Source organism: Paenibacillus sp. RS8 (assembly GCF_041956825.1).
Lineage (GTDB): Bacteria > Bacillota > Bacilli > Paenibacillales > Paenibacillaceae > Paenibacillus_AQ.
The window spans coordinates 5,829,699-5,845,568 of the sequence record NZ_CP168131.1 but is presented as its reverse complement, the minus strand read 5'-3'; the positions used below and the strand labels follow the sequence as shown (position 1 = coordinate 5,845,568).

The window sequence follows — 15,870 nt, the reverse complement described above, 5'->3', positions numbered from 1 at the left end:
AACGACCTTTACAATCATCGCTAACGCTGGATTTTTTGTTGTTCATCTGCATTTTGTTTTTTCTTGTGATTGTTTATTATTTGTTCATTAATCTTGATGTGACCCATATGTTCGAAAAAAATAAAATCGCTGATCCGGATTTAAAGGTTGAAGCAAGTGCCTATCGAGATAATCTGGAGCATGGGATAGAAACCAAACGCCTTCTGCGTAGCAGTGGATGGATAGAGGTCTTGGATCAAGACAAGATGGTTATTGAGGTTGTTGGGGAGAAGAAAGATAATGTGACACAATATACCGATGACCAGCTCTTGAAAAGTCTGGAAAACGGAGAAGACCAGGAGTACTACTACTCATTGGCTACACGTAATACTCAGAATGAATCAGAATGGCTGCTTCTAAAGGTTCCTAGAGAAGTGATTGATATTTCAATTAATAGTGACCCACTGGTTGCTTACTTCAACCACTCGATTTCATACTATGTCTTTTTTGGAGTCGGCATGGTTCTCATGCTTATTATCGTGTATAGCTATTGGGTGGCACGAAGAATCAGGAAGCCGCTGCGGATCATTACGCTTGGTTTGAAGCAGATGATTGAAGGGAACTATGATACTCGTATCTCGTTATATGCAGAGAAAGAATTTTCTCAAATTGGGGAGACTTTTAATTATATGGCGGACGTAATTGAGAAGACGACCAAAGAGAAACGCCAAGCAGAGGAAAGTAAGAAACGTATGATGGTCGATCTTTCCCATGATCTGAAGACGCCTATTACGAGTATACAGGGTTTTGCACAGGCATTGGTTGAGGGTCGTGGTGAGGATGAAGAACGCCAAAAACGGTATTTAACCTATATCTATAATAAATCCTCGCAAGTGACTAAGCTGATTCAAAATATGGTGGAGCTGCTCAAAATAGATTCCCCGGATTTTTTGTTACGTATGGAACGTCAAGAACTGGGTGAATTTATTCGTGAAATCGTTGCAGACTCTTATGGTGAGATAGAACAAAAGAACTTTATCCTGCAGCTGAATGTTCCGGAACAGGAAGTATTCGCAAGTTTTGATGCGGAGCTGCTCTCGAGTGTAGTTCATAATTTGATCTCCAATGCTTTGACCTATAATCCGCCAGGCACTCATTTACGCGTGGAGGTTATACCCGCAGAGAGTGAGGTTGCTATTGAAATTGCGGATACCGGAGTAGGCATTCCTGAAGAGCTTTGGTCAACGCTTTTTGATCCGTTTGTTCGTGGAGATAAAGCGCGGTCAACTACAGGTGGAACGGGACTTGGCTTATCCATTGCTATGAAAAATACAGAGAAAATGGGTGGCACGCTTCATCTCAGTCGCGGAAAGAAGGAACCAACGGTATTCACCATACGTATTCCCAAATAGCGAGATGAAAGACACCCAAAAATAGAAGATGGGAGAGAACTATGGCTAAACTGAACACATTCATTCGAGTTTGTATAGCGATCCTTTTGGTGTTAGGCATCGTATTTTTAGGCTCGCAAGTTAATTTTATTTTCAGTCCAATCTTGTCTTTGTTCAATGTTATTATCGTGCCCTTAATGTTGGCAGGATTTTTCTATTATTTACTCCGACCTCTAATCAATACTTTGGAGAGATATAAACTTAATCGCTCTGTTGCGATCATCATCGTATATGTGGTCATTGCATTGCTTTTGTTTGGTTTTAGTATTGGAGTATGGCCTTCACTTCGAACACAGCTCATTAATTTTGTCGATAATATGCCAAATCTGATCGCAGCCGTGAATCAGCAGCTATTGAGGCTCGAGGACAGTGGATTTTTGGCTTCTATTATCCCAGCAGATATGGACCTTGCTTCCCAATTGACTGAATATTTGAATAAAGGATTTAATCTGATTTCGAATTACGTTACGGGTCTATTCTCCTTTGTTTCAAATTTCGCGATTATTTTATTTACCTTTCCTATCATGTTGTTTTACATGCTTAAGGAAGGTGGGAAATTTGGTCGTAAGATTGTAAGTTTCTTTCCAAAGAAGTATCGTGGAGAAGGGACTTCAATGATGAGTGAAATTGACAGTGCGTTAAGTGGATTCATCGTTGGGCGGGTATTAGTCAATCTGGCGCTTGGTGTTCTGATGTATATTGGTTTCCTTATTATTGGACTACAGTATGCATTGTTGCTGACAGTGATTGCCGTAGTGATGAATTTTGTACCTTTCATTGGTGCAATTCTCTCCAGTATCCCAATCTTTATTATAGGATTCATCCAATCGCCGTCCATTGCAGTATGGTCCATCATCATCGTTCTTGTAGCTCAGCAAATTCAGGATAATCTGATCGCTCCCTACATTTTTGGGAAAAAGCTTGATATTCATCCGCTGACAACGATCATCTTAGTGTTGGTTGGTGGAGATATAGGCGGGATTATTGCGATATTGCTGATTATTCCACTGTATATGATTGTGAAAATCCTCTTGACCAAAGTGTATAAATCGTTTGTTAAGAACCACAGGGCAGAGGTAGAAGTAGAGGTAGAGGAGAGCCTTTAATATCTCTTAAATTATCAAATATGATGGAGGTTGTTTATATGAATGAAGGAACGGAGCAAGGATTAATTCATATCTCAGATGATGTAGTCACATCGATCGTTGGACAGGTGGTTCTGGAAACGCCAGGTATCGCTGGAATGTCAGGAAGCAATATTTCGGACAACTGGGCCAAACGTTTGGGCGGTAAAAATGTGAAAAAAGGATTGTCTGTAGAAGTAAAAGAAGTAGACGTTGCCATCGACCTGCGGGTTATTGTTAATTACGGATGTGTAATTCAAGAGGTCTGTTATATGTTGCAGAAAAATGTACGAAATGCAGTGGAAAATATGATGGGTCTGTCCCTTGTCTCGGTAAATGTGAAAGTTGAGAAAGTAGCCCTCCCAGTATAATGATGTCTCTCAAATAGGCACCGTGATATAGGCTTCTGCATAGAATGGAGCAAATCCATTTACGGAGGTCAGAGCATCCATGTCGACATATAACACTGGGCAAGAGCAGAATGTGATTCATCAGGCCGATCCTGCGGTGATCCGGCACCTGCACGGTGTTCGTGATTCCCTGCATCAATCTTGCAAGCCCTACTTAAACCATAGGGTGAATGTACAGACTTTAGATGGCTTAGTGCACGAAGGTACTATTGCCGGAGTAGATAATAAACATTTGTATTTGAACGTTGCGGTGAATGGGCAAATGTCACGCGGATATTATAATCCATACCAGCCTTATCATCCGCATCCGGGTCCTGGCCCATATCCAGGTCCATACCCAGGTCCTCCTAATAATAATGTGATCTTGCCGCTTGTGTTGTTTGAGCTACTTGCTATTTCTTTACTCTAAAGTGTACATTATATTGAATAAGGACATGTGCTGAAATCGCGATTGCACGTTGACGCGACTAGCCATGTTCTTTTTTTGTGTAAATGATGTGTACTCTTGATATAATTGCTATAAACTGGAGGTGTCATATGATTAGATATCCTATTTTGAACAAGAATGCGACAGTAGGGGTAACAGCACCTTCATCTGGTGTAGGCGCTCAAAATGCGGACTTAATTAAGTTGGCTACAAGTCGTTTGGAGTCTAAAGGATTTGAAGTGATTTGTGGCGAGACCGTATGGACGCAAGAGAAGGCCAAGTCCGCACCCGCTAAAGTTCGTGCTCAGGAGTTTAACGAGATGATGGGCAGTGAGCATGTTGATATAATTATTCCGCCTTGGGGCGGGGAGTTGTTGATTGAGATTCTTGAATTTATTGATTTTGATACCATGAAGAATAAGTGGATCTTAGGGTATTCGGACATTAGTGTGCTGCTCCTTGCAGTTACGTTAAGAACAGGGATTGCAACGGCTCATGGGACAAACCTTGTTGATTTAAGAGGGGAGTATTCGGATGATACCACAGCGATGTGGGAAGCGGTACTTACGACGCAAGTAGGCGATTCTATTGTCCAGCGTTCATCCGATAAATATCAAGGGGAATGGCAGCATGATGCTCCAACGCCTTATGTATTCCACTTGACAGAAGTTACCAGTTGGAAGACTGTAACATCTGTCCCTGTAACTATGAAAGGGCGTCTACTAGGGGGCTGCATAGATGTAATTAGGCATCTAATAGGCACACCATTTGGCAATCTGCGGCATTTTCAAGAAAAAATGATTAACAATGAACCAATCCTATGGTACTTAGAGAATTGCGAACTGAATACGGTTGATGTACGCAGGTCATTAGTTCAGATGAAGCTGGCAGGTTGGTTCGAGAATTGTTCTGGCATTATGTTTGGCAGAAGTCCGGCTAATCGGCCAGTAGAGAACTATACGGCCGAAGACATCTACGCTGAGCTTTCTGAGGAGCTTCAAGTGCCCATAGTGTATGATATTGATTGTGGTCATATTCCACCGCAAATTACGCTGATTAACGGAGCGTACGCTGAAGTTGATGTGGCGAACGGAGTAGGAACGGTAAAGCAATTTTTCTATGAATAGGTGCATACAAAAAAAGGGACAACCACTTGGGCTGTCCCTTTTCTTATATTTGTCGCTAAAAGGCTTAATTCTGTGTAGTTACAATTGCGGTGATTTCCTCATCTAGGTCTAGCCTTACATCTTCGCGATAGGCACGAATGCCATATTCACTAAGCATGTAACGCAGGATCGCCTCGATCATGTTGGACTCCACTAGATATTGACTACGGCCCTGTACCCAAACCTCAGCAGAGTAGCCAGTGTCTTCTTCCCAGCTCAGTTCTACCTGAACATCTTCAGGGCGTACCGCTTTACGTTCAGCCATGTGTAAACATAGGGCGTTGATGATCTCATCCATGCTTAGAACCATTGTTGACATTAGTAACGACCACCTTGATCTTCTAAGCGGCGACGTTCTTTTCTACGACGGAAGAAGGACATCACAAGCATTACGAGCACATAGATAGCAAGCATATTAATGGCGAGTCCTAGAATGTTACCGAAGGCACCCATACCGGCGAACATACCGCCGAACATTAACCCAGCCAAACCGCCGATCATCATACCTTTCATTAAGCCGCCACCGCTGAAAAATCCGCGTTTCGTATTTGCAGCAGTAGATCCTGCTGTGGAGCTTTTTGTGCTATCGCTTTTTCTTACGTTATCGGTTGTTGATTTTTTTGGAGTTGTTGAATAGCTGCGAGTGCCGGATTTAAATCCACCACCACCTCGCTTCGCATCCACAAAGTTCGGGGTAGCTACGGCGAAAAATAGAGTAAAGGCCATTACAATCATCATTACGCGTTTCATTGGTTTCATTTAGTACGAAAACCCTCCTGTGAGTATGAATTTGTGTGCATATTCGTTAATACGCAGCACGTCCCATGAGGTTTCAATTTTTATTTAAAATATAAGAAAATTTATGCTTGTCATAACTTATACTTTTTTAATCGAAAAAAGCGTGGATCCAGGATCCACGCAATCAACTGTTATAAGGTTGTTACTTAAATCATTTATACCCGTCAGCGACTAGCTCAAGCGCTCCAGTGGCGGGATCAATGATCATGCCATGAACAGGTACATCAGAAGGAAGCAGTGGATGACGTTTAATCAAGTCTACGGTCTGAATGACCCCTTGTTCTATGTTGTCAAAACCGCGGAGCCATTTGGTTAGCTTGATTCCGGAATTCTCCAGCGTGTTCAGCACCTCTTCGGATACTCCACGTTCTTTAATGGAATTGATCATATGGTCTGCGTTGAGGGAAGCCATACCACATTCATAGTGTCCAACGACAATAACTTCTTCAGCATCAAGCTCATACAGTGCAACCATTACACTACGCATAACACTACCAAAAGGTTGAGAAATAACCGCTCCGGCATTTTTGATGATTTTGACATCACCGTTCTTAAAGTTCATAGCTTTTGGTAATAGTTCAACCAGACGGGTATCCATACAAGTGATAATCAACATTTTTTTATCTGGATAACGACTAGTTAAATATGCTTCATACTCTTTATTCTCTACAAAACTCTTATTAAAGTTAATAATATCGGATACATGGCTCATGGCTGTTTTTCCTCCCTAAAATTACTGAATTGTACTTACATTACGCATATCTCTGACCAGGATATTTTTTCCGTAAATCTGTGAATCACTGTCTAGCTTAAAGGAAGAGAATCGTTCCTCGGCATCTAGACGCATCTTGTCTTCATAAAAAATTTCTTGCTGGCGGCTTACGATAAAGGGAAGGGAATCACTTTCAATCCTAGAATCGCCGTCCTCCATTTCTGAAACAATTAGTAATACATTAATTCCGTCACACCCGCAGCCTTCCGTATCATAAAAGAGCTTGAAAAATCCTGGCCGATCTTCAAGCCTTTCCTTTAACTTCCTTTCTGCGAGAGGTGTAACTTGAATCATCATAGCCTGTTCACGCTCCTTCGAATTTTGTGCGAAGCAGGTCCTGCTTCTTATGTAACCCATTGAATATTTTAAATTAGAGATGTAATCTCTGAAGTTGATTATACTCATTCAAAAAAGTATCATCAAGAGGAGTCGGCAAAACAGAGAAAGCAGGTGTAATAAAATGGAACAGCAAGTGAAGGAACAGTGGGAGAAATTTAGCGAGTTATTATCAAAAATAAGTGGATATTCAGAGGCCATTGAATTACTTCACTGGGATTTGCGCACCGGTGCGCCGCGTAAGGGAGTAGAGGTTCGTTCGGGTACGATAGGGATGCTGAGTGGAGAACTGTTCAGACTCGGAATTTCGGAGGAAATGGGAGATTTTACAGCATTTTTTACCCGTCCTGAAGTGATTACCCAGCTATCGCATGATCAGAAGAAGATCGTTACCGATTGCCGTAAAGAATATGAGCGCAGCAAGAGCATCCCTTCCAAAAGATTTGAGGAGTATGCTGTTCTGTCCGCACATTCCCAAACGATCTGGGAAGAAGCTAAGGAAAACGATGATTTTGCCACTTTTGAGCCTTACCTAAGCAAGATAGTTGCTCTGAAACAAGAATTTATCGATTATTGGGGTGTAAAAGGAACGCGGTACGATACGCTTCTGGATATGTATGAGCCCGATCTTACGGTAGAAAAAGTGGATGAAGTATTCAGCCGGCTGCGTAGCCGTTTGGTTCCACTCGTAGAAGCTATCGCAGCTTCGCCTAATAAGCCGGACACAAGCTTCTTACAGCAGATCTTCCCTAAAGAGCAGCAGGAAAAGTTCGGCAACTTTATTTTAGAGCAAATGGGCTACGATTTTGACGCAGGTCGTTTAGATGAGAGTGTGCATCCTTTTGCTACAGGATTGAATCCAGGCGACGTTCGTATTACGACCGCTTACTTGCTTGATAATGTGACTAGTGCCATATTCAGCTCACTACATGAAGGTGGACATGCGCTTTATGAGCAAAATATCAGCAAGGATTTTGTTGGAACACCACTCGCACAAGGTGCATCGATGGGAATTCATGAATCTCAGTCGAGACTATGGGAGAACATGATCGGACGCAGCCGGGCCTTCTGGCAACGTTATTACGGGGATCTTCAACAACAATTCCCAGAGCAGCTTGCAAATGTGGATTTGGAAGATTTCTACCGGGCGATCAATAGCGTGGAGAACTCATTTATCCGGATCGAAGCAGATGAGCTTACATACAATCTGCACATTATCGTGCGTTATGAGATCGAGAAGCTTATTTTTAATGAAGGACTTTCTGTAAAAGACTTGCCTCAAGTATGGAATGCTAAGTATCAAGAGTATTTGGGTATTACTCCACCTTCTAACGCACTTGGTGTGCTGCAAGATGTCCACTGGTCTGGTGGGGATTTCGGATACTTTGCTTCCTACTCCTTAGGTAATATGTACGCTGCACAAATTTTGAATACACTTCGCAAAGAGTTACCGGAGTTTGATGAATTGATTGCAGCAGGAAACCTACTCCCTATTAAAGAATGGCTAACGGAAAAGATCTATCGTTTCGGAAATAGCTTAACGCCATCCCAAATCATTGAACAAGTAACAGGTGAACCGCTAAGCCCAGATTATTTGGCTGATTATTTAGAAGCGAAGTATACGGAGATTTACAAACTGTAATCAAGTAGGGTACGCGTGGTATAATAGAAAGAAAGCTTAGACGGAAGGATATGGATATGGCAAATACTCACACCTACAGCCGGAGAGAAGAAGTCGCGAATGCGATAACGCACGGGATCGGAACAGTATTAAGCGTGGCTGCACTTGTCCTGCTTGTTGTTTTTGCAAGTCTAAAAGGAACGACATGGCATGTGGTCAGCTTCTCCATTTATGGAACGACAATGCTGCTTCTATATCTAAATTCAACACTAGTGCATAGTCTCAAAGTGGGTAAGGCGAAGGATTTGTTCGAATTTTTCGATCATTCCGCTATTTATCTGTTTATTGCAGGCACGTATACACCCTTTTTGTTAGTCGCCATTCGGGGCACGCTTGGTTGGAGTTTATTCGGAGTTATTTGGGGGATCGCAGTGTTTGGCGTTTTCTTCAAAGCATTTTTTGTTAAAAAGTTTCTGTTCATGTCTACCATATTCTACATCGCGATGGGGTGGCTGATTGTAATCGCCTGGAACCCTCTTTCGGCTGTTGTAGCAGACGGTGGTATGATCCTGCTGATGGCTGGTGGGGTGCTCTATACATTAGGTACGGTGTTTTATGTATGGAGAGGGTTTCCGTACCATCATGCGATTTGGCATGTATTTGTCCTTGCAGGTAGTGTCACACACTTCTTCGCCGTATTGATTTATGTACTGCCGATCCAATAATTTCAAGCGAATAAATTGCATGAAAAAGGATTTTTAATAAAGAAAGAGATGACAAGCAAAAATGCTTGACATCTCTCTTTCTTTTAGGTATCATAAGGGACGTTGTGAAGGTGTAAAGTGTTTTTCCTTGACGAAGGGAGTGCCCTTAATGAGTCAGGAGAATAGACTCGAGAAAACGAATCGTATCAATTTGCTTTTTGCCTTCTATGAACGACTGCTTACAGATAAGCAGCAAACGTTTCTTAAATATTATTTTCACGATGATTTTTCCTTGGGAGAGATCGCCGCTGAATTTGAAATCAGTCGCCAAGCCGTTTATGAGCATATTAAACGGGCGGAGCAAGTCTTAGAGAATTATGAAGAAAAACTTGGTTTATTAGAGAAACATGAGAGTCGTACCAAATATTTAGATGAACTGCGCAGACTGCCGGAGAATGGGATGCTGCCTGAGCAATATAAACTTCGGTTCGCGGAGATCGTGGATCGCTTGCAGAGGTTAGAGTAGCATGAAGGGAGAAATCTGCATATGGCGTTTGAAGGATTAACCGGAAGATTGCAGAATGTGTTCAGCAAGCTGCGCGGTAAAGGTAAAGTATCCGAAGATGACGTAAACGAAGCTATGCGCGAAGTACGGCTGGCCCTTCTGGAAGCCGATGTAAACTTCAAGGTAGTTAAAGAATTCGTGGCCAAGGTGAAAGAAAAGTCTATTGGTAAAGAAGTTATGGACAGCTTTACACCAGGTATGGTCATTATCGACATCGTTAACAAGGAACTAACCGAGCTGATGGGCGGAAGCCAAGCGAAGCTGGCCAAGTCGAACAAGCCACCGACTGTCATTATGATGGCGGGTCTACAAGGGGCAGGTAAGACAACCACTTCGGGTAAGTTGGCCAAGCTGTTACAGAAGGGCAATCATCGTCCATTACTCGTTGCGGGAGATATTTACCGTCCTGCTGCGATCAAACAGCTTCAGGTGCTGGGAGAACAAATTAAAGTTCCGGTATTTTCGCTAGGTGATCAGACTAGTCCGGTAGAGATTGCCAGACAAGCTGTACAACATGCCAAGGATAACGGACTTGATTACGTCATTATCGATACTGCAGGCCGCCTGCATATTGATGAAGAATTGATGGAAGAACTGAAGCAGATTCACAATGTTGTAAATCCAGATGAAGTTCTTTTAGTAGTAGATGCAATGACCGGTCAAGACGCTGTGAACGTGGCTGAGAGCTTCAATAAGCAGCTTGAGCTTACAGGGGTTGTATTGACAAAGCTCGACGGCGATAGCCGTGGTGGTGCTGCACTATCCGTCAAAGCTGTTACTGGTTGTCCGATCAAATTCGCTGCGTTAGGTGAGAAAATCGATGCGCTGGAGCCGTTCCATCCGGAACGTATGGCTTCACGGATTTTAGGTATGGGTGACATGCTGTCGCTGATTGAGAAAGCCCAAGCGAATATAGACACAGATAAAGCTAAGGAAATGGAACGTAAGATGCGTAATGCAGAATTTACGTTTGATGATTTCCTTGAGCAAATGGATCAGGTGAAAAAGCTGGGTCCGATCGATCAAATACTTGATATGCTGCCTGGCATGAACAAAGCCAAGGGCATTAAAGATTTAAAAGTTGATGATAAGCAAATGGGTCGCGTTGAAGCCATAGTTCATTCTATGACGAAGACGGAGAAACGCCAGCCTGAGATCATTAACCATAACCGCCGTAAGCGTATTGCTGCCGGTAGCGGAACCTCGGTCGCTGAGGTCAACCGCCTCATCAAGCAATTTGATGAGATGCGTAAGATGATGAAGCAATTCTCCGGCATGATGGGCGGAGGCGGCAAGGCCTCCAAGAAGAATGCCATGAAGCAGCTTAAAGGACTAGGCGGAAAAGGGATGAAGTTCCCTTTTAAATGATCTTGCTGTTCTAATATCCCGAAACTATTATAAGGAGGTGATTTTTCGTGGCAGTACGTATTCGTCTAAAAAGAATGGGAGCGCATAAAGCGCCCTTCTATCGTGTAGTGGTTTCCGATTCCCGGTCCCCTCGTGACGGTCGTTTTATCGAGGAAATCGGTTATTATAATCCGATTGAACAACCGGCAGTAGTTAAGATCGATGAGGAAAAAGCTCTTAAATGGCTTCAAACAGGTGCGCAAGCATCTGATACAGTACGCAACTTGCTTTCCAAAGCAGGCGTAATGAAGAAGTTTCATGAGCTTAAGCAACAGAAATAATGACTGATTGCGAGGGTCCTCTATGGAAGAATTAGTTGGAGTAATTGCTAAGGCTTTAGTGGATCATCCAGAAGATGTGACGGTACGAGCGGTGGAGAAGGATCACCTAATTGTCTATGAACTGTCCGTGCATCCTGATGATGTAGGAAAGGTCATTGGCAAACAAGGAAGGATCGCTAAGGCGCTCCGTACAGTAGTCACATCTGCAGCAGTCAAGAGCGATAAACGCGTAACTGTAGATATTTTATCTTAAATGATGCGTACAATGAGGGGCTAGGGATAGTATATCCCGGCTCCTTTTTGTTCAAATATAAGAAAGTATAAGTTTCACACCATACTTTATGTCTTATATTTCTCGCATTAACGCTTGCCGTCCTTATAAGGACGCCGAAGGCGTTTATGCTTGAAATATAGATTAGATGAAGCTTGTAAAGGAGAGGGTTGTATGACAGAAGAGTTAACCGTAGGCAGACTTGTGAATACGCATGGTATTCGCGGGGAGATTAAAGTATTATCACATACCGATTTCCCTGAAGTTCGTTTTGCTGCAGGCAAGAAGCTGCTAGTGATCCCTGCAGATGGCGGTGCGAAATTCGAAGTAACTGTAGAATCCGCTCGTGAGCACAAGGGGATGTTCATCGTTAAGCTCAAGGGGTATACGAACATCAACGAAGTGGAAAAGTATAAAGGAAGCCTCCTGAAGGTTCCAAGTAATGATCTGGTTGATCTGCCTGAGAACGAATACTACTTCCACCAAATCGTCGGTTGTGAGGTATACACGGATGAAGATGAAAACACACCACTTGGTACGATAACGGAAATCTTACAGCCAGGCGCGAATGATGTGTGGGTTGTTAAGCCTGCAAAAGGACAAGACATCCTTATTCCTGTAATCAATGATGTAGTGCTGAATGTAGACATAGAAGCCAAAAGAATTACTGTTCATTTGATGGAAGGGCTATTGCCATGATGAGAATTGATGTGCTTACGCTGTTTCCGGAAATGTGCGAAGGCGTATTCAGCACAAGTATTCTTGGTAAAGCGCGTGAAAAAGGAATCGTATCCTTAAATGCTGTGAACTTCCGCGAGTTCTCAGGGAATAAACACAATAGTGTGGATGATACTCCGTATGGAGGCGGCGGGGGCATGGTGCTCAAGCCTGATCCGATTTTTAATGCAGTCGAGCATGTGCTCGGTATTACATCGAATGAGAAAGATAACCGTCGATCTGATGAAGAGGTTTCTGTAAAACCACGTATCATCCTTATGTGTCCACAAGGGAAAACCTACAATCAGAAGATTGCTGAGGAACTGGCACAAGAGCAGCATTTAATCTTCATTTGTGGGCATTATGAGGGGTATGATGAACGGATTCGTGAGCATTTGGTAACAGATGAGCTTTCAATCGGTGATTATGTGCTAACTGGCGGAGAGTTGCCTGCTTTGACGGTTATAGATTCCGTAGTCCGGCTTCAGCCAGGAGCACTGGGAAATGAAACCTCTGCGATATCTGACTCGTTCAGCACTGGACTGCTAGAATATCCACACTACACACGTCCTGCCGAGTTTCGTGGCTGGAAGGTGCCAGATATTTTACTGAGTGGTCATCATGCAAACATCGATATATGGCGGAGAGAGCAGGCACTGCTGCGCACGTTGGAACGCAGACCGGACCTGCTTGAGACTGCAGAACTTACGTTGAAAGACAAGAAGACACTGGAACGTCTAAGAAATGTGGACAAGCCGGAGTGATAATTTAATGAAACAGGTATATCTGACGTCTTTTTAACGTATCTTACGTTAAGGAGGCGTTTTTGTTATGTGAACCTGAGAACAAATAAAATAATAGTTTTCAAATTAATATGCTTATTGGTGCGTTGAAAGCTTCCTTTTAGGGTAATGAATAGAGGTGCCGCACTAATATATGCAGCTGATGATGCAGCAAGCTTAACTATTGAAAGGAATGAACTGAAGTGACTACGAAGACGCATGAAGAATTCAAGCCTAACGTGGACACGATCCACAAGGAAGCGGAGCCGCTCCGCACCGTGAATGATATTATCGATTTTTATACAAATCGCAATTCCCATTCGCCATATAAAGAGTGAACATATAAGATCGAACGTTAGGGATTGATTGTTAGGCTGAATAAAACCATTAGATACAGTGAATTTTGTATTCGCTGTCGCTAATGGTTTTATTGTTTAGAAGGTAACATGGTTTGAACTCTGTTACCCCGATTAAACTGTAAATAACCACTTTCCTTCGAGATCTAGGATCTAGAGAGAAAGTGGTTATTTTTTGAAATTATAAGAAAGTACACGATTCACGATATACTTTATTCTTATAATTCTCGCACAAACGCTTACCGTCCTTAAAAGGACGCTTAAGGCGTTTTAGCTTGCTATAAGAGTTCGTGGAGGCACATGTTATTCTTTGCGTAAGATTTTGTGTACTCCAGTAAGGAGGGAGTACAGCGCAACACATACGAGAACAGTAACAGCCCATGCATAGTTGCGAACGGTGTAAGTAAGCGATGCTAAAATAACGAAAATGGTAATACGCAGTACGCCTTCCTTAATAAACTGTTTTCTTTCTACATTCATGAGATTGGCCTCCTCGAATGGATGGAATAAGACGAACTACAGGTGAAAGAGGAATACGAAAGATACAGGGGACGAAAAAGTAAATATTGACCCAAACTCCGACCTATGTAACTTCGCCGTTACCGACCTGTACTCCTACACATAGAGTATATCATTACTGACAAGGAGGAGTACACTAGTGGAAGCATATTATAACTGTTTGCGTTGTAAGGATAAAAGGGTGCGGATTCTGACTAGAGATGGTAGACAGCACGAAGGCGTTATAACAGATGTAGACAGATACAATGTTTACTTAAGAACTGACAATGGCTCTGTGCATACTTCTGCTTTTTGGGGAAATCCTTTTGCCGCAAATCAGATTTTAACTTTGAGTTTATTCACTTTGCTGGCCATCGCATTAATCTAATCATGGAATCAAAAACAGACCGCCTGGTTATCCCGGCGGTCTGTTTATTGTCTATTTACTGTACTGTAATTGCACCTATATCTGAGCTGAGTGATACCAAAGGACCGCCTCCATTGATATCGGTCTTTCCGCCTTCTACCCCTTTGATTTGTCCGAGATCACTTTTGGCTTCCAAGCTGCATTTCATTCCATCGGCTAGGACAGCGCTAAGGCTGCCAACCTCTGTTTTAGCTTGTAGGCTGCTGTCACCCTTCATCCCTGCTATATCCATACGTATGCTACCCGTATCGGACTTTACAGTAGATTTTCCAGTAAATTTAGCCCCTTCAATATTGATCGCTCCAACGTTGCTGACGATTTGATAATTCCCCTCCAGGTTACGAAGACGAATTTGTCCTACGTTATTTGTAATGATATATTTATTCATGCTGGCAGGGAGCTCTATATTATAGCTTATGCTAAAATCGGAATAACCATATTTGTCTTGCGCCCATGTCCATAAATCCTTCTTAGGATTTGATTTAGAATGCGTAGACACCTTTAATGTATCGCCACTCACCTTAACTGAAACTTCAGCATCATCCATAATCTTTTGACGGTCAGAGGTATGGAAGGAACTATTGTGTGAGGAGATGGTTGCACTTACATGGATCAGATCTCCTGTAACAGCTGCAACTTCTATTTCTCCTACTGCGTTGTCCATGCTGAGTACGGATGCTGTACCGATCGCTTGTGATACTGAGAGTTCTTTGCTAATGCTATCTGCTTTAATTTCGTCAACTACCGTAGTAGCAGTTTCCTCAACGGCTTGCTGTACAGTTGCAGCTGCTTTACCTAGCTCTTGCTTGACAACTTCACCAAAGTTCTGGTGTGCATCCTCAGAAATACTCTTTTCCACCTCATTTTTCGCAGATTGTCTGCCTGGTAATTCTGTACAACCTGCCAAAAGTACGATAGATAATACGGCTACTGCTGCTAATACGCTATTGCTATTTCTTTTCCTCATGAAACGAACTCCTCCTCATATATGGGTGTATGTGATCTTACCAATGTGACTTCGTTATGTACTTCTGTAAGTATAGCTTATGGAATTTTTCAGTAAAAACGGCTGGAGGCGGGTTATTATACTGGACCAAAGACTAGGTCACTAAAGTGTCCACTACACTTCGATTTTTAATTGTGCTAAAATAAACGAAAGATCTCTTATTGAAATACGGTATAGGTACATATAAAAAGGGCGTGGAAGCCAGCCCTCATATAGAACCTTCAGCAGCTTCTGGAAACCGCTTTTTTTCGGATAGAAGTGCTTAGGTGTGCTAAGGCTACTTTGTATACAGATATAGACCGTTACCTCACTTGAAGTACAGGGCGGTCTTTTTACTTTCATTTAATAAATCCTGAAGGGTGGAGGGAGCCAAATGAAATATGTAGCCATTTTGCTTGCCTTAGTAGTTTTGGCAGTCGTGTATTTTTTAGTCAAGAAGCAGAAAATAAATACGACAAGCAATCATTCGCACACCACACGGAGTAACGTGATCTCAATGGACAGTCATCGAAAAGCTAAACAGAGCCCAGGGGAGCAGCCTTGTTCTTCTTGTAAGAAGAAGAATGGAAAATTAATCTTCTACGCTCAAGATAATGGAACTGTAGTTGGCCTGTGTAAGGATTGCCAATCGAAGGCGAAAAAAAGAGATATGTTGCCGCTTTAAATAGACAAAAATAAGAAAAATATGTTGTATTAGCCCGTCCTTTATGGTATTATTATTTCTGTTGTGTGGAATACGGTGGTCCGCTGCGGATAATGAGGGAGAGAAAGA

22 protein-coding genes are annotated in these 15,870 nt (G+C 42.5%); 16 read left to right on the top strand and 6 right to left on the bottom strand.

Features of this window, described 5'->3' with window-relative positions; genetic code table 11:
- Positions 1–107: 107 nt before the first annotated feature.
- The 5 genes from ACDZ28_RS27575 (at position 108) to ACDZ28_RS27555 (ending at position 4,518) form a co-directional block, all read left to right on the top strand.
- The gene (locus ACDZ28_RS27575) at positions 108–1,391 is read left to right on the top strand and encodes a sensor histidine kinase (RefSeq protein ID WP_375103307.1); all 1,284 of its coding nucleotides are present in this window, start codon (positions 108–110) and stop codon (positions 1,389–1,391) included.
- A 41-nt stretch (positions 1,392–1,432) separates the two neighbouring features.
- The gene (locus ACDZ28_RS27570) at positions 1,433–2,536 is read left to right on the top strand and encodes an AI-2E family transporter (RefSeq protein ID WP_375103306.1); all 1,104 of its coding nucleotides are present in this window, start codon (positions 1,433–1,435) and stop codon (positions 2,534–2,536) included.
- Positions 2,537–2,574: 38 nt separating this feature from the next.
- Positions 2,575–2,925, top strand: coding sequence for an Asp23/Gls24 family envelope stress response protein (locus tag ACDZ28_RS27565; RefSeq protein WP_042129003.1), 351 nt, complete (start codon positions 2,575–2,577; stop codon positions 2,923–2,925).
- A 79-nt stretch (positions 2,926–3,004) separates the two neighbouring features.
- On the top strand, positions 3,005–3,373 hold the full coding sequence (locus ACDZ28_RS27560) for a hypothetical protein (RefSeq protein WP_375103305.1): 369 nt from the start codon (positions 3,005–3,007) through the stop codon (positions 3,371–3,373).
- 128 nt (positions 3,374–3,501) lie between these two features.
- Entirely contained in the window at positions 3,502–4,518 is a 1,017-nt protein-coding gene (locus ACDZ28_RS27555) for a S66 peptidase family protein (protein WP_375103304.1), read from the top strand.
- A gap of 64 nt (positions 4,519–4,582) precedes the next feature.
- Here ACDZ28_RS27555 and ACDZ28_RS27550 read toward each other — a convergent pair whose 3' ends face one another.
- The 4 genes from ACDZ28_RS27550 to ACDZ28_RS27535 all read right to left on the bottom strand — a co-directional run bounded on the left by ACDZ28_RS27550 (position 4,583) and on the right by ACDZ28_RS27535 (position 6,424).
- Positions 4,583–4,867 (bottom strand): YxcD family protein, encoded by a 285-nt coding sequence (locus ACDZ28_RS27550; protein WP_042132285.1) that lies wholly within the window; start codon positions 4,865–4,867, stop codon positions 4,583–4,585.
- Between the two features lie 8 nt (positions 4,868–4,875).
- A complete protein-coding gene (locus ACDZ28_RS27545) occupies positions 4,876–5,307 on the bottom strand; it encodes a hypothetical protein (protein WP_076119612.1) in 432 nt (143 codons plus the stop codon).
- A gap of 199 nt (positions 5,308–5,506) precedes the next feature.
- Positions 5,507–6,067, bottom strand: a complete 561-nt coding sequence (locus ACDZ28_RS27540) for a carbonic anhydrase (RefSeq protein WP_042128995.1) — start codon at positions 6,065–6,067, stop codon at positions 5,507–5,509.
- Positions 6,068–6,088: 21 nt separating this feature from the next.
- Entirely contained in the window at positions 6,089–6,424 is a 336-nt protein-coding gene (locus tag ACDZ28_RS27535; protein ID WP_076119538.1) for an iron-sulfur cluster biosynthesis family protein, read from the bottom strand.
- 163 nt (positions 6,425–6,587) lie between these two features.
- On the opposite strand from ACDZ28_RS27535, the gene ACDZ28_RS27530 reads away from it, so the two are divergent.
- The 9 genes from ACDZ28_RS27530 to ACDZ28_RS27490 all read left to right on the top strand — a co-directional run bounded on the left by ACDZ28_RS27530 (position 6,588) and on the right by ACDZ28_RS27490 (position 13,149).
- A complete protein-coding gene (locus ACDZ28_RS27530) occupies positions 6,588–8,105 on the top strand; it encodes a carboxypeptidase M32 (protein WP_042128990.1) in 1,518 nt (505 codons plus the stop codon).
- A 56-nt stretch (positions 8,106–8,161) separates the two neighbouring features.
- The gene (locus ACDZ28_RS27525; RefSeq protein ID WP_375103303.1) at positions 8,162–8,809 is read left to right on the top strand and encodes a hemolysin III family protein; all 648 of its coding nucleotides are present in this window, start codon (positions 8,162–8,164) and stop codon (positions 8,807–8,809) included.
- Between the two features lie 148 nt (positions 8,810–8,957).
- Positions 8,958–9,314, top strand: coding sequence for a putative DNA-binding protein (locus ACDZ28_RS27520; protein WP_042128986.1), 357 nt, complete (start codon positions 8,958–8,960; stop codon positions 9,312–9,314).
- Between the two features lie 21 nt (positions 9,315–9,335).
- Positions 9,336–10,721 carry a signal recognition particle protein gene (gene ffh, locus ACDZ28_RS27515; protein ID WP_042128985.1) on the top strand — a complete coding sequence of 462 codons (1,386 nt, stop codon included), beginning with the start codon at positions 9,336–9,338 and terminating at the stop codon, positions 10,719–10,721.
- Between the two features lie 47 nt (positions 10,722–10,768).
- Positions 10,769–11,041 carry a 30S ribosomal protein S16 gene (gene rpsP, locus ACDZ28_RS27510; protein ID WP_036688604.1) on the top strand — a complete coding sequence of 91 codons (273 nt, stop codon included), beginning with the start codon at positions 10,769–10,771 and terminating at the stop codon, positions 11,039–11,041.
- A 22-nt stretch (positions 11,042–11,063) separates the two neighbouring features.
- Positions 11,064–11,294 carry a KH domain-containing protein gene (locus ACDZ28_RS27505; RefSeq protein ID WP_042128982.1) on the top strand — a complete coding sequence of 77 codons (231 nt, stop codon included), beginning with the start codon at positions 11,064–11,066 and terminating at the stop codon, positions 11,292–11,294.
- 192 nt (positions 11,295–11,486) lie between these two features.
- Positions 11,487–12,011, top strand: coding sequence for a ribosome maturation factor RimM (gene rimM / locus ACDZ28_RS27500; protein ID WP_042128981.1), 525 nt, complete (start codon positions 11,487–11,489; stop codon positions 12,009–12,011).
- Complete coding sequence (gene trmD / locus ACDZ28_RS27495; protein WP_375105425.1) at positions 12,011–12,793, top strand: tRNA (guanosine(37)-N1)-methyltransferase TrmD; 783 nt, start codon at positions 12,011–12,013, stop codon at positions 12,791–12,793. Before rimM ends, trmD begins: the two co-directional genes overlap by 1 nt.
- A gap of 221 nt (positions 12,794–13,014) precedes the next feature.
- Positions 13,015–13,149, top strand: coding sequence for a hypothetical protein (locus ACDZ28_RS27490; RefSeq protein WP_269321964.1), 135 nt, complete (start codon positions 13,015–13,017; stop codon positions 13,147–13,149).
- A 321-nt stretch (positions 13,150–13,470) separates the two neighbouring features.
- Here the strand turns inward: ACDZ28_RS27490 and ACDZ28_RS27485 are convergent, their stop codons facing one another.
- Positions 13,471–13,647, bottom strand: coding sequence for a hypothetical protein (locus tag ACDZ28_RS27485; RefSeq protein ID WP_156113147.1), 177 nt, complete (start codon positions 13,645–13,647; stop codon positions 13,471–13,473).
- Positions 13,648–13,825: 178 nt separating this feature from the next.
- On the opposite strand from ACDZ28_RS27485, the gene ACDZ28_RS27480 reads away from it, so the two are divergent.
- Positions 13,826–14,053 carry an LSm family protein gene (locus tag ACDZ28_RS27480; RefSeq protein WP_042128979.1) on the top strand — a complete coding sequence of 76 codons (228 nt, stop codon included), beginning with the start codon at positions 13,826–13,828 and terminating at the stop codon, positions 14,051–14,053.
- Positions 14,054–14,108: 55 nt separating this feature from the next.
- Here the strand turns inward: ACDZ28_RS27480 and ACDZ28_RS27475 are convergent, their stop codons facing one another.
- On the bottom strand, positions 14,109–15,059 hold the full coding sequence (locus tag ACDZ28_RS27475) for a hypothetical protein (protein ID WP_375103302.1): 951 nt from the start codon (positions 15,057–15,059) through the stop codon (positions 14,109–14,111).
- Positions 15,060–15,471: 412 nt separating this feature from the next.
- On the opposite strand from ACDZ28_RS27475, the gene ACDZ28_RS27470 reads away from it, so the two are divergent.
- Positions 15,472–15,762: a hypothetical protein gene (locus ACDZ28_RS27470; protein WP_042128975.1), complete on the top strand. Its 291-nt coding sequence runs from the start codon at positions 15,472–15,474 to the stop codon at positions 15,760–15,762.
- Positions 15,763–15,870: the final 108 nt, after the last annotated feature.

Excerpts from the sequence above, each read along its gene's own strand:
- ACDZ28_RS27575 (WP_375103307.1), top strand. The coding sequence starts at position 108 with ATGTTCGAAAAAAATAAAATCGCTGATCCGGATTTAAAGGTTGAAGCA.
- ACDZ28_RS27570 (WP_375103306.1), top strand. The coding sequence starts at position 1,433 with ATGGCTAAACTGAACACATTCATTCGAGTTTGTATAGCGATCCTTTTG.
- ACDZ28_RS27565 (WP_042129003.1), top strand. The coding sequence starts at position 2,575 with ATGAATGAAGGAACGGAGCAAGGATTAATTCATATCTCAGATGATGTA.
- ACDZ28_RS27560 (WP_375103305.1), top strand. The coding sequence starts at position 3,005 with ATGTCGACATATAACACTGGGCAAGAGCAGAATGTGATTCATCAGGCC.
- ACDZ28_RS27555 (WP_375103304.1), top strand. The coding sequence starts at position 3,502 with ATGATTAGATATCCTATTTTGAACAAGAATGCGACAGTAGGGGTAACA.
- ACDZ28_RS27550 (WP_042132285.1), bottom strand. The coding sequence starts at position 4,867 with ATGGTTCTAAGCATGGATGAGATCATCAACGCCCTATGTTTACACATG.
- ACDZ28_RS27545 (WP_076119612.1), bottom strand. The coding sequence starts at position 5,307 with ATGAAACGCGTAATGATGATTGTAATGGCCTTTACTCTATTTTTCGCC.
- ACDZ28_RS27540 (WP_042128995.1), bottom strand. The coding sequence starts at position 6,067 with ATGAGCCATGTATCCGATATTATTAACTTTAATAAGAGTTTTGTAGAG.
- ACDZ28_RS27535 (WP_076119538.1), bottom strand. The coding sequence starts at position 6,424 with ATGATGATTCAAGTTACACCTCTCGCAGAAAGGAAGTTAAAGGAAAGG.
- ACDZ28_RS27530 (WP_042128990.1), top strand. The coding sequence starts at position 6,588 with ATGGAACAGCAAGTGAAGGAACAGTGGGAGAAATTTAGCGAGTTATTA.
- ACDZ28_RS27525 (WP_375103303.1), top strand. The coding sequence starts at position 8,162 with ATGGCAAATACTCACACCTACAGCCGGAGAGAAGAAGTCGCGAATGCG.
- ACDZ28_RS27520 (WP_042128986.1), top strand. The coding sequence starts at position 8,958 with ATGAGTCAGGAGAATAGACTCGAGAAAACGAATCGTATCAATTTGCTT.
- ffh (WP_042128985.1), top strand. The coding sequence starts at position 9,336 with ATGGCGTTTGAAGGATTAACCGGAAGATTGCAGAATGTGTTCAGCAAG.
- ACDZ28_RS27505 (WP_042128982.1), top strand. The coding sequence starts at position 11,064 with ATGGAAGAATTAGTTGGAGTAATTGCTAAGGCTTTAGTGGATCATCCA.
- rimM (WP_042128981.1), top strand. The coding sequence starts at position 11,487 with ATGACAGAAGAGTTAACCGTAGGCAGACTTGTGAATACGCATGGTATT.
- trmD (WP_375105425.1), top strand. The coding sequence starts at position 12,011 with ATGAGAATTGATGTGCTTACGCTGTTTCCGGAAATGTGCGAAGGCGTA.
- ACDZ28_RS27485 (WP_156113147.1), bottom strand. The coding sequence starts at position 13,647 with ATGAATGTAGAAAGAAAACAGTTTATTAAGGAAGGCGTACTGCGTATT.
- ACDZ28_RS27475 (WP_375103302.1), bottom strand. The coding sequence starts at position 15,059 with ATGAGGAAAAGAAATAGCAATAGCGTATTAGCAGCAGTAGCCGTATTA.
- ACDZ28_RS27470 (WP_042128975.1), top strand. The coding sequence starts at position 15,472 with ATGAAATATGTAGCCATTTTGCTTGCCTTAGTAGTTTTGGCAGTCGTG.